The following is an 11,608-nucleotide window of genomic DNA, read 5'->3' as shown; positions in this document are numbered from 1 at the left end:
TCAGCCCTTCGCGTTGAGGACGGCGGCCTGCATCTGCTTGGCGACCTCGGCCGGCGAGGCGGTCTGGTCGAAGATCTTGCCGAGGGGGTCACCGGCCGCGCTCGATCCCGCGCCGAACGGGATGTGCGGGCAGCCGTCGGGGAGCCACGACGTCATGAGCTTGATGTGCGGGTCGCTCACGCGGTCCGCGGCGCTCTTGGTCGACGGCATGCTCAGCGAGTCGTTCATGAGCTGCGAGTACTGGGCCGGCTCGTACATGAACTTGAGGAACTCGATCGCGGCGTCCTTGGCCTTGCTCGTCGCGGACACCGCCCAACCGGCTCCGGCCTGGTCGGCGGTCCAGTGTCGGGCCCCGCTCTTGATCGCCGGGGTCCGCATGATCTTGTACTTGTCGAGGAACGCCTTGGGGGCGTCCTGCGCGAGTGACTGCGGGATCCAGGACCCGGCGAACAGCATGGCCGCACCCCCCGTGTAGAACAGCTGGGTCGCCTGGTCGCCCGACGTGCCCGTCGTGCCCTTCTGGAACACGCCCGCCTTGACGATCCGGTCGTTGAGCTGGAGCGCCTCGAGCACGGGCTTGTTCGTGTACGCGTAGCCCTTCTCGAGCTGGTCGAGCTTGAGGTAGTACGTCGGGTCGTCGGTCACCTGGGTGATGAGCGGGAGGAAGAAGTCGAGCGCGCTCGTCGTCGGGTTCGCGCTGAACGCGACGGTGGACTTGCCCGTGGCGTCGATCTTCGCGGCGGCGGCGATGAGGTCGTCCCAGGTCTCCGGCTCCCCGTCCACACCCGCGGCGCTCAGCATGTCCGGGTCGTAGAACAGGCCGAACGTCTGCGCCATGAACCCGAGCGCGTACTGCTTGCCGTTCTTCGTGTACTCCTGGTTGTTCGACGAGAAGAAGTCCTTGAAGAAGCCGGACCCGAGCTCCTTGCGCAGGTCCGCCGAGATCCCCTGTTCGCCGTAGGTGATGGCGCGGACGTGGGGGGCGAAGATCTCGGGCACGTCACCACCCGAGACGGCCGCGGTGAGCGCCGGGAGGTACTGGTCCGGCGTCCCGAAGATCCGGTTCTGGATCTTGATGTTCGGGTGCTTCTTCTCGAACGCGGCGATCACCTTGGGGAACACGTCCCGCTGGCCCGTGTACCAGCTCCACATGCGGACGGTCGTGGTGCCGCTCGACGAGGCGGAGGACCCCGAGGAGCAGGCCGCCAGCAGTTCCGCGAGGGCGACGCTCGCGACGCCGGCGCCGCCGTAGCGGAACAGGGTGCGCCTGCTGATGCCCCGGCCGATCGCCTCAGCAGCGGCGCGCGTGTCGGTGTCGTGCATGGTCTCTCCTTTGAGATAGCCGAACCGCTCCCGCTGCTCTGCGGGAGCCCGTGCGGACTTTCTATCCCAAAGTAACGAAGTCTGTCAACGGATTCGGACGACGACGAGGGCGGGGTCCGTCGGACCCCGCCCTCGTGCTGCCGCGGCTCGTGCCGCTGGCTCGTGCCGCCGCGCCTACGCCTCGATGACCACCGGCACGATCATCGGTCGCCGCCGGTGCTTCGTGTTCACCCAGCGCCCCACCGTGCGACGGACGGCCTGCGTGAACGCGTGCTGGTCACCCGCGCCGTTCGCCGCCGTGTCGGCGAGCGCCCGGACGATCTGCGGCCGGACCTCGTCGAACACGGAGTCGTCCTCGGCGAACCCGCGCGACTGGATCTCCGGGCCGACGATGCACTGGCCGGTGGTGAAGTCGACGGCGCAGAAGATCGAGATGAAGCCCTCTTCCGCCAGCACACGCCGGTCCTTGAGGTCCGCGTCCGTGATCTCGCCGACGGTCGACCCGTCCACGTAGACGTAGCCGAGGTCGAGTTGCCCGGCCACGCGGACCACGCCGTCCTTGAGGTCGACGACGGTGCCGTCCTCGCCGAGGATCACGTTGCGCGGCGGGACCCCCGTCTGGATCGCCAGGTCGGCGCTCGCGTACAGGTGGCGGTGCTCACCGTGCACGGGCATGACGTTCCGCGGCCGCAGGATGTTGTAGCAGTACAGGAGCTCGCCCGCGGAGGCGTGGCCCGACACGTGCACCTTCGCGTTGCCCTTGTGGACGACCTTGGCGCCGAGCTTCGTCAGCCCGTCGATCACCCGGTAGACGGCGTTCTCGTTGCCGGGGATGAGGCTCGACGCGAGGATGACGGTGTCCCCCTCGCCGATCTCGATCTGGTGCTCGAGGTTCGCCATGCGCGCGAGCACGGCCATCGGCTCGCCCTGGGACCCCGTCGACATGTAGACGATGCGGTCGTCCGGCAGGTCCTTGGCCTTCTTGGCGTCGATGAGGACGTCGTCCGGCACCCGGAGGTACCCGAGCTCGGCCGCGATCGTCATGTTCCGGACCATCGACCGGCCCATGAACGCCACCCGGCGGTTGTTCGCCGCGGCGGCGTCGAGCACCTGCTGCACGCGGTGGACGTGGCTCGAGAAGCTCGCCACGACGACGCGGCGGCGTGCGCGGGCGATGACGCTCTCGAGCACCGGCCCGATGTCACGCTCGGGCGCGGTGAACCCCGGGACGTCCGCGTTCGTGGAGTCCGGCAGGAACAGATCGACCCCGGCTTCGCCGAGTCGGGCGAACGCGCGCAGGTCCGTGATGCGGTCGTCGAGCGGGAGCTGGTCCATCTTGAAGTCCCCGGTGTGGAGCACACGGCCCGCCGGAGTGGTGATGGCGACGGCGAGCGCGTCCGGGATGGAGTGGTTCACGGCCACGAACTCGAGGTGGAACGGGCCGAGCTGCTCGACCTGGTCCTCGCGCACCGTCAGCGTGTACGGCTTGATCCGGTGCTCCTTGAGCTTCGCCTCGACGAGCGCGAGCGTCAGGGTGGACCCGATGAGCGGGATGTCCTGCCGGAGCTTGAGCAGGTACGGCACGGCGCCGATGTGGTCCTCGTGCCCGTGCGTCAGGACCACGCCGAGGACGTCGTCGAGGCGATCGCGGATCGGGGTGAAGTCCGGCAGGATCAGGTCCACGCCGGGCTGGTGCTCCTCGGGGAACAGCACGCCGGCGTCGACGACGAGCAGCTTGCCGTCGAACTCGTACACGGTCATGTTGCGGCCGATCTCGCCGAGTCCCCCGACGGGGATCACGCGGAGGGTGCCGGGTTCGAGCGGCTGCGGCTCGGAGGTCTTCGTGGGCATCTGGTCCTGACGGGTGTGGGCGGCGCACCGGGTGCGCCGCGGGTGGTCAACGGGTGGTGCCTGGCACCTTGGGCAGCGCGCCGCCGGCCGCCGCGTTGCGGTCCGGGCGGAAGTTGGAGAAGTCGGCGCCGGGGATGTCGCGCACGAACTCGAGTTCGGCCTCGATGACGGCGGCCTCGGACTCCTCCGGGCCGACGAGCGGCAGGCGCACCCGCGGGCTCGCGATCCGACCGAGGCCGTGCAGGATGTACTTCGCCGCGACGGTGCCGGGCACGTGCGTCATGACGGCGCGGACCAGGGGCTCGAGCCGCTGGTGCTCGGCCGTCGCCGCCGCGAGGTCGCCCCGGTTCACCGCGTCGACGATCGTGCGGTACGGTGCCGCCGCGATGTTCGCCGTCACGCCGATCAGACCGGTCGCCCCGATCGCCAGGTGCGGCAGCACGTTGGCGTCGTCGCCCGAGAAGTACATGAGGTCGGTGTTGTTGAGCACCCGGCTGACCTCGCTGAAGGAGCCCTTGGCGTCCTTCACCGCGACGATGTTCGGGTGCTTCGAGGCACGGACGATCGTGTCGTACATGATCGGGACGCCGGTCCGGCCCGGGATGTCGTAGAGGATCACCGGCAGGTCGGTGGCGTCCGCGATCATCCGGAAATGCGTCAGGACGCCGGCCTGGGTCGGCTTGTTGTAGTAGGGCGTGACGATCATGACGCCGTCAGCGCCGGCGCGCTCGCTCTGCTTGTACAGCTGCATCGCGTGCGCGGTCTCGTTCGAGCCACCACCCGTGATGATCTTCGCGCGGCCCGCCGCGACCGACTTGCCGACCTCGACGAGCCGGAGCTTCTCGGGGTCCGTGAGCGTCGAGGTCTCGCCCGTGGTGCCGGTCACGACGATGCCGTCGGCACCCGCCGTGATGCAGTCGTCGATGTGCCGTTCGACGCCCGGCCAGTCCACCTCGCCGTCGGCGGTGAACGGCGTCACGAGCGCGACGAGGACCTGACCGAAGGGATTCTCACGCGAGGACACGCGAACCAGCGTACCGGCAGCGCTCATCCACCGGGACCAGCGGTCGGGAGGCCCGGACCGGCTCAGGCACGACGGCGCGACTCGACGAAGCGGTAGCGCAGACCCGTCCGCGACGTCAGCCACTCCGTCGCCGAGGGCGTGGCGGCGACCGTGTGCCAGTCGGGTCCGAGCTCGGGCGCCGTGGTGTCCCCGTCGACGTCGAGGTCGATCACGGTCTCGAGGACGCGGTCCGCTCGGGACAGCGCCGCCTCGTACACCTGCGCGCCGCCGATCACCCATGTGGGCCCGTCCGCGGCCACCGTGAGGGCGGTGTCGACGTCGTGGACGACCTCGGCGCCGTCCGCCGACCACGACCGGTCGCGGGTCAGCACGACGTTGCGGCGCCCGGGCAGTGGCCGGAACCGCGGCGGGAGCGAGTCCCATGTGCGCCGTCCCATGACCACGGTCGCCCCGTTCGTCACCCGGCGGAACTCGGCCTGGTCCTCCGGGAGGTGCCAGGGGATGTCCCCGTCGGCACCGATCACGCCGTCGCGCGAGCGCGCCCAGATGAGGCCGACCTCGCCCCGGGGCATCAGACGGCGACCGCGCCGCGGATCGTCGGGTGGTGCGCGTAGTCGACGAGCTCGAAGTCCTCGTACTCGTAGGCGTCGATGCCGTCGCGCGGGGCGATCCGGAGCTGCGGCGGCGCGTACGCGGTCCGCGCGAGCTGCTCGCGTACCTGCTCGACGTGGTTGTCGTAGATGTGGCAGTCGCCGCCGGTCCACACGAAGTCGCCGACCTCGAGCCCGGCCTGCGCGGCCACCATGTGCGTCAGGAGCGCGTAGCTGGCGATGTTGAACGGGACACCGAGGAACATGTCGGCGCTCCGCTGGTACAGCTGGCACGAGAGCTTGCCGTCGACGACGTGGAACTGGAAGAACGCGTGGCACGGCGCGAGGGCCATCGACGGGATGTCGGCGACGTTCCACGCCGACACGATGAGCCGCCGCGAATCAGGGTTCGTCCGGATCTGCTCGATGACCTCGGCGATCTGGTCGACGTGGTCGCCCGAAGGCGTGGGCCACGAGCGCCACTGCACGCCGTACACGGGACCGAGCTCGCCGTCCGCGTCGGCCCACTCGTTCCAGATCCGCACGCCGTGCTCCTGCAACCACCGCACGTTCGACTCGCCGCGGAGGAACCACAGCAGCTCGTACGCGACGGACTTGAAGTGGACGCGCTTGGTCGTGACCAGGGGGAACCCCTGCGCGAGGTCGAACCGCAGCTGCGCGCCGAACAGGCTCCGCGTGCCGGTGCCGGTGCGATCGCCCTTCGGCACGCCCTCGTCCAGCACCTTCCGGAGCAGGTCCTCGTACGGGGTGGCGACGGACGGGTCGGGCTGCTTGACGGAGGTCGGCGACGCGGTGTCGGTCATGGCTCCGAGCCTACGGGCGACCACCGTCCTCCGCGAGCGGCGGCAGGGCGACCGGCGGTAGGGCGAGCCAGCGGCGGCAGGGCGACCGGCGGTAGGCCGAGCGATCAGCGGCAGGGCGACCGGCGGGCGAGCGTGACCCGATCCGGCGGGGGCGCGTCGGGCCTCCCGGTCGCGCGTCGGTCGTCGTCGGTACGGTGGGGCGGTCGAAGGAGGACCCATGGCGGACGCCCCGCTCTCCGTGCTCGTGGCCGGCGCGTCCGGCTTCATCGGCACGCCGCTCGTGGCCGCCCTGCGCGCCGCGGGGCACCACGTGACGACGCTCGTGCGTCGCGAGCCGACGTCGCCGTACGAGTTCCGGTGGCAGCCCGGCGTCGCCGACCTCGACCCCGCGGTCGTCGACGGTGCCGACGTCGTGGTGAACCTGGCGGGCGCGAGCATCGCCCGGCTGCCGTGGACGGCCGCGCGACGACGCGCCGTCCGGTCCTCGCGCCTCGACGCGACCCGGACCCTCGTCACCGCGATGCAGCGCGCGGCGACGCCGCCCCACGCGTTCCTCAGCGGCTCCGCGTCCGGGTACTACGGCGACCGCCCCGCCGACCGGCTCATCGAGTCCGCCGACCCCGGCGCGGGGTTCCTCGCCGAGGTCTGCACCGCGTGGGAGGCCGCGGCCTCCGAGGCACCCTCCACGACCCGGACGGTCCTGCTCCGCACCGGGCTCGTGCTCGGGCCGGACGGCGGCGCGCTCGCCCCCGTGCTGCCCCTCACCCGACTCGGACTCGGATCGCGGCTCGGCACCGGCGGCCAGTACTGGCCCTGGATCTCGCTCGAGGACGAGGTCGCCGCGATCGTGCACCTCTGCTCGTCCGAGGTCGCCGGGCCGGTGAACCTCGCCGGCCCCACACCGGCGCTCGCCGACCACGTCCTCCGGCGCGTCGCGCAGGACCTGCACCGACCGTACGCGCTCACGGTGCCCGAGACGGTCCTGCGCCTGGCGCTCCGCGACGCCGCGGACGAACTCCTGCTCGCGAGCCAGCTGCTCGTCCCGGCGGTGCTCCAGGCCGACGGCTACACGTTCCGGCACGAGACGGTGGAGCAGGCGGTCGACGCGCTGCTCGGCTGACATCCGGCCGCGGGCCGCGGACGGCACGCCGCGGACGGCAGGTCAGTGACCGGCCGACAGCCGGAGTGCCGTGCGCATCGCGTCGCGAGCGCGGCGCCGGTCGCCCGCGGCGTCGTACAGGACTCCGAGGCGGAACCACGCCCGCCAGTCCTCGGGCGCCGCCTGGACGGCGTCGCGGTAGCGCGCGAACAGCGCGTCGGCCGCCGCGCGGTCCGGGCGGCCCGACGGCCGGAGCGGGACGACGTCGTCGGGGGCGCCGCCCTCACGCTCGAGTCGGGTGGCGAGCCGCGTGACGCGGAAGCCGAACCGCAGCTCGAGCACGAGGAGCACGGCGCCGATCGCGGCCACGACGAGCAACGCGACCCCGATCCCGACACCGATGCCGAGCCCGGTCGCGATGAACGCCACCGCGCGCTGACCGACGAGCACGAGGTACAGGACGAGGAGCGCGGCGATGAGCGCGACGCCGGCGAAGCGCGAGCGCACGTCAGGCGATGCCGAGGACGCTGTCGAGCCCGACCGTCAGCCCCCGGAGGGAGGGCACGGCACGGAGCGCGGCGCGGACACCCGGCGTGTAGGCGACATCGTCCGTCGTGTCGTGCCGGATCGTCAGGGTCTCGCCGACGCCGCTGAGCACGACGTCCTGCTGGGCCCGGACGCCCGGTAGCCGGAGGCTGTGCACCGGCACGCTCGCCACCTGCTGTCCCCGCGCGCGCTGGTCCACGTGCGGCGCCGCGACCGGCCCCACGTCGCGTCGGGCCTCGGCGATGCGTTCCGCGGTCCGGACGGCCGTCCCCGACGGCGAGTCGACCTTCGCCGCGTGGTGGGCCTCGACGATCTCGACCGCGTCGAACCAAGGCGCCGCGATCGTCGCGAGGTGCGTCGCGAGCACGGAGCCGATCGAGAAGTTCGGGACCACCATCGCCCCCTGCTCCGGCCGGTCCCCGAGCACGGCGCGGAGGTGCGCGAGTCGGTCCGCGGACCACCCCGAGGTGCCGACGAGGACGTTGGCACCGCTCGCGAGCGCGGCCTCGACGATCGCCGGGCTCCGCGCCGGCACCGTGACGTCGACCACGACGCGAGCGCCGGCGAAGACGTCCGGACCGGCGTCCTCCACGTGGTCCCTCGACCCGAGCGAGGCGACGAGGTCGAACCCGTCGAGCGCCTCCACGACCGAGACGACGAGGCGACCGAGGCGACCGGATGCACCGACCACGGCGACGGGGATGCTCATGGGCCCATCCAACCATCCCCCGGTCCGCCCGTAGGATCGGGAGGTGGTCTCCGTGCGCGCCGTCCCCGCCGATCTGCCCGATGTCGACGTCCTGCTCGACCACTACCTCGACGAGCGAGCCGCGACGTTCCCCGTCGCGCAGGGGTCGTACCGACGCAAGCGGACCGACCCGCGCGAGTTCGTCCCGCCGCACGGCACCTTCGTGGTCGCACACGACGGCGAGGACGCCGTCGGCTGCGGCGGCCTCCGGCGCATCGACGACGACGACGAGGACGTCCGGTTCGAGGTCAAACACGTGTTCGTCGAGCCCGCCGCGCGAGGGGCGGGGGTCGCGACCGCGATCATGGACGCGCTCGAGCGCGCTGCCGTCGACCTCGGCGCCACGAGCGTCGTCCTCGACACGAACGACAGTCTCGTCGCCGCCGGCGCCATGTACCGCGGCCGCGGGTACGAGCGGATCGCGCCGTACAACGACAACCCGAACGCGACCGCCTGGTACCGGCGGCGGGTCGGCTGACCGTCAGAGCGGCTGCGGGACCGGGAGGCCCGTCCGCAGTTCGACGGGCAGGTGCGCCGTGTCGTTCAGGGTCACCAGCTCCGGCGGCTTCGCCGACCGGACGCGGACGATGGTGAGCGCGGTGTGGGCGACGCTCGTCCCCATCCAGCGCCAGTCCGGCGCCTGGAACACCTCGCGCACGAACCAGGCGATCACCGCGTTGTGGGTGATGAGGAGGTCGTGGCGGTCCTCGATGGAGGGCGTGAACCACTCGGCGACGGCGTCACCCATCTGGGCCTGGCCGGCCGCGATCTCCTCTTCCGTCACGCCGCCGAAGAAGCTCCGGTAGGCGTGCGGCATCTCGGACGTCGGGCCCGAGGGCACGCAGTCGAACAGGAGCGTCGATGCCTCGGGCCCGATCGCCGGGAGCCGTTCACGCATGATCCTGGCGGTCTCGGCCGGCGCTTCGAGCGGCGAGTGGCAGACGGAGTCGAACGGGATCCCGCCGAGACGGTCCGCGATGAGCGTCGCCTGCCGCTTGCCACGCTCGGAGAGCTTGCCGTCGCGCAGGCCGTGCTCGGCGTCCTGGTGTTCCCCGTGCCGGACGAGGTAGAGGTAGTGCGACATGCCGGACCGGTCAGACGTCGTCCGCGCCGGGAGCGCCCTCGAGGTCGGCGCGGTCGACGGCGCCGACCACGCTCGTGACCACGGGGCGGGTCAACAGGTCGCGCGCGAGGTCGAGGACGTCGTCGGTGCTCACGCGATCGACGCGCTCGAGGGCCGTCGCGAGGTCCGTGAACTCCCCCACCCCGAGCTCGGAGCGGCCGAGCCGCGTCATGCGCGCGTCCGTGTCCTCGAGCGACAGCGTCAGCGCGCCCTCGATCTGGCCCTTCGCACGCGCGAGCTCGTCGGCTGAGATCCCGCTGTCCGTCATCTTGCGGAACTCGTCATCGACGATGCCGAGCAGCGCCCCGACGTTGTCGGGCGCACAACCGGCGTAGACCCCGAACGCGCCGTTGTCGAGGTACGCCGGGGCGAACGAGGACACGGCGTACGCCAGACCGCGGCGCTCGCGGACCTCTTGGAACAGGCGCGAGGACATGCCCCCACCGAGCACCGCGTTGAGCACGCTGAGCACCGGGCGGCGGTCGTCGCGGAGGTCGAGCCCGTGTGAACCCCGGATGAGGCTGACCTGTTCGGTGGGACGACGGATGAGTTCCAGGCGGGACTCGACGCCCTCCGCCGGGACCTCGGCCGAGCGACGGGCGTTCGGGGTGGCCGGCGGGACGTCCCCGAAGGCCGCCGCGACGAGTTCGACGAGCTGGTCGTGGTCGACCGCGCCCGCGGCCGTGACAACGATGCCGCTCGGCATGTAGTGCTGCCGGTAGTGGTCCAAGACCTCATCGCGCTCGACCGCACGGATGCTGTCCGGCGTGCCACCGATCGGACGCCCGAGCGCGTGGCCGGCGAAGGCGGCGGCGAAGAAGGCCTCGCCCGCGAGGTCGGCCGGGTCGTCGGCAGCCATCGCGAGCTCCTCGAGGATCACCCCGCGCTCCACGTCGAAGGCCTCCGGGTCGAGGACCGAGTTCGTCACCATGTCGCCGATCACGGCCACGGCCATCGGGACGTCGAGGTCCCGGACGCGGGCGTAGTAGCAGGTGTACTCCTTGGCGGTCGCCGCGTTGTGCTCGCCGCCGACCGAGTCGAACGCCACGGCGATGTCCAACGCGCTGCGTTCGCGTGTGCCCTTGAAGAGCAGGTGCTCGAGGAAGTGGGTCGAGCCGTACTGGCCGGGTTGCTCGTCGCGCGAACCGACCCCCACCCAGTACCCGATGCTCGTCGACCGCGCAGACGGGACGGCCTCGGTGAGCACGCGGACGCCCGAGGCGAGGACCGAACGCCGGACGAGGGTCCCCCCTGCGGTCGGGAAGGCGGTCTCCGGCGCTTCGAGCGGCAACGGCACGGGGCGGTTCATCGCGTCGAGCCTACTGAGTCTCCACGGACGTGACTCAGGAACGGCCTGCGCTTGTGGACAGCCCGCGGATGACCCGGGAACGGGGTACACACGATGCGGACATACGGACTCGTCTGTCTGTCCTCCTCGTGCTACAATGACGGCACCGGAACGGCACCGCCCCCTCGATGCCGGTCCGGCGGCTACCGGACAACCGGGTCCTGGTGCGACACACGTCCCCCCGCGGTGTCGCGACAGCCGACGTTGTCCCGAGGAGCCACGCTGTGACGGTCGATTCCCCCCAACCGACCGTCCAGCGTCTCCCGGGACCGACGACACCCGGGTCGAGCGAAGCTCCCCGGACCGGCACCGCGCGTCCGACCGGCGGCGCGAAGCTCCGGATCCTCGAGACGGCGGCCCGGCTCTTCTACGAAGAGGGCATCCGTGGCGTCGGCGTCGACCGGCTCATCGCCGAGGCGAGCGTGACGAAGGCGACCTTCTACAAGCACTACGGCTCGAAGGACAACCTGATCCTCGCCTACGTGCGGAGCCGGCACGAGCAGGTCAAGCAGGCGATGGACACCATCATCGCCGAGGCACCCGACGCACGGACTGCGGTCGGCACCTGGGTCGACACCGTCGTGGACACCACCAACGACCCCGACTTCCGGGGCTGCGCGTTCCTCAACGCCGCGGCGGAGTACCACGACCCCCGGCACCCCGTCCGTGAGGTCGTGTCGGCCCACCGCGACTGGTACACCGATCAGCTCGCCGAGCTCCTGCAGCAGGCCGGCCACCCGCTCCCGGGCGACGGCGCCGACGAGCTCATGCTCGCGCGTGACGGCGCGATGGTGGGGTCGTACGCCGGGGACACGATCGCGGCGTGCGCTGCTCTGGGCCGCGTGGCGAGTCGCGTGCTCGGCACCGACGCGCCCGCCGCCTGACCTGCCGCCCGGCCGCCGTGCCGCCCGGCCGCCGTGCCGCCCGGCCGCCGTGCCGCCCGGCCGCCCGGCGCCTCTCCCGCCGAGATCGCAGTCGTTGCCGCTCTGCCGCGGGGCGGAGCGGCAACGTCTGCGATCTCGCGGTGTCCGGACGGCGGCCGGAGGACGGCGGCCGGAGGACGGCGGCCGGAGGACGGCGGCCGGACCGCAGACGCGGAACGGCCGCCGGCCCCCCAGGGGACCGACGGCCG

At 72.0% G+C, this 11,608-nt stretch carries 12 protein-coding genes; 3 read left to right on the top strand and 9 right to left on the bottom strand.

Going from position 1 to position 11,608, the window contains the following annotated elements; all coding sequences use genetic code 11:
• The 5 genes from DEI94_RS04560 to DEI94_RS04540 all read right to left on the bottom strand — a co-directional run bounded on the left by DEI94_RS04560 (window position 1) and on the right by DEI94_RS04540 (window position 5,612).
• A complete protein-coding gene (locus tag DEI94_RS04560) occupies window positions 1–1,323 on the bottom strand; it encodes an ABC transporter substrate-binding protein (RefSeq protein ID WP_111026891.1) in 1,323 nt (440 codons plus the stop codon).
• Between the two features lie 174 nt (window positions 1,324–1,497).
• Window positions 1,498–3,174, bottom strand: a complete 1,677-nt coding sequence (locus tag DEI94_RS04555) for a ribonuclease J (RefSeq protein WP_111011107.1) — start codon at window positions 3,172–3,174, stop codon at window positions 1,498–1,500.
• A 46-nt stretch (window positions 3,175–3,220) separates the two neighbouring features.
• Window positions 3,221–4,225: a 4-hydroxy-tetrahydrodipicolinate synthase gene (gene dapA / locus DEI94_RS04550; protein WP_375334634.1), complete on the bottom strand. Its 1,005-nt coding sequence runs from the start codon at window positions 4,223–4,225 to the stop codon at window positions 3,221–3,223.
• A 35-nt stretch (window positions 4,226–4,260) separates the two neighbouring features.
• The gene (locus DEI94_RS04545; RefSeq protein WP_111011105.1) at window positions 4,261–4,770 is read right to left on the bottom strand and encodes a dihydrofolate reductase; all 510 of its coding nucleotides are present in this window, start codon (window positions 4,768–4,770) and stop codon (window positions 4,261–4,263) included.
• A complete protein-coding gene (locus tag DEI94_RS04540; protein ID WP_111026892.1) occupies window positions 4,770–5,612 on the bottom strand; it encodes a thymidylate synthase in 843 nt (280 codons plus the stop codon). Before DEI94_RS04540 ends, DEI94_RS04545 begins: the two co-directional genes overlap by 1 nt.
• A gap of 217 nt (window positions 5,613–5,829) precedes the next feature.
• Between DEI94_RS04540 and DEI94_RS04535 the strand changes: the two genes are divergently transcribed.
• Window positions 5,830–6,732 (top strand): TIGR01777 family oxidoreductase, encoded by a 903-nt coding sequence (locus tag DEI94_RS04535; protein ID WP_111011103.1) that lies wholly within the window; start codon window positions 5,830–5,832, stop codon window positions 6,730–6,732.
• Window positions 6,733–6,774: 42 nt separating this feature from the next.
• On the opposite strand, the gene DEI94_RS04530 is transcribed toward DEI94_RS04535, so the two are convergent.
• Window positions 6,775–7,218 (bottom strand): hypothetical protein, encoded by a 444-nt coding sequence (locus DEI94_RS04530; RefSeq protein WP_111011102.1) that lies wholly within the window; start codon window positions 7,216–7,218, stop codon window positions 6,775–6,777.
• Window position 7,219: 1 nt separating this feature from the next.
• Window positions 7,220–7,966: a 4-hydroxy-tetrahydrodipicolinate reductase gene (gene dapB / locus DEI94_RS04525; protein ID WP_111026893.1), complete on the bottom strand. Its 747-nt coding sequence runs from the start codon at window positions 7,964–7,966 to the stop codon at window positions 7,220–7,222.
• A 43-nt stretch (window positions 7,967–8,009) separates the two neighbouring features.
• On the opposite strand from dapB, the gene DEI94_RS04520 reads away from it, so the two are divergent.
• Window positions 8,010–8,483, top strand: coding sequence for a GNAT family N-acetyltransferase (locus DEI94_RS04520; RefSeq protein ID WP_111026894.1), 474 nt, complete (start codon window positions 8,010–8,012; stop codon window positions 8,481–8,483).
• Window positions 8,484–8,486: 3 nt separating this feature from the next.
• Here DEI94_RS04520 and DEI94_RS04515 read toward each other — a convergent pair whose 3' ends face one another.
• Both DEI94_RS04515 and DEI94_RS04510 read right to left on the bottom strand, forming a co-directional pair.
• The gene (locus tag DEI94_RS04515) at window positions 8,487–9,089 is read right to left on the bottom strand and encodes a histidine phosphatase family protein (protein WP_111026895.1); all 603 of its coding nucleotides are present in this window, start codon (window positions 9,087–9,089) and stop codon (window positions 8,487–8,489) included.
• A gap of 10 nt (window positions 9,090–9,099) precedes the next feature.
• Window positions 9,100–10,437, bottom strand: a complete 1,338-nt coding sequence (locus tag DEI94_RS04510; protein ID WP_111026896.1) for a M16 family metallopeptidase — start codon at window positions 10,435–10,437, stop codon at window positions 9,100–9,102.
• Window positions 10,438–10,700: 263 nt separating this feature from the next.
• Between DEI94_RS04510 and DEI94_RS04505 the strand changes: the two genes are divergently transcribed.
• Window positions 10,701–11,360: a TetR/AcrR family transcriptional regulator gene (locus DEI94_RS04505; protein ID WP_258378016.1), complete on the top strand. Its 660-nt coding sequence runs from the start codon at window positions 10,701–10,703 to the stop codon at window positions 11,358–11,360.
• The last annotated feature ends 248 nt before the right edge of the window (window positions 11,361–11,608 follow it).

The sequence above is a fragment of the Curtobacterium sp. MCBD17_040 genome, assembly GCF_003234805.2.
Taxonomy (GTDB): Bacteria; Actinomycetota; Actinomycetes; order Actinomycetales; family Microbacteriaceae; genus Curtobacterium.
Note: the sequence above shows the minus strand (reverse complement) of the source record. Positions and strands in the feature narration are given on the sequence as shown.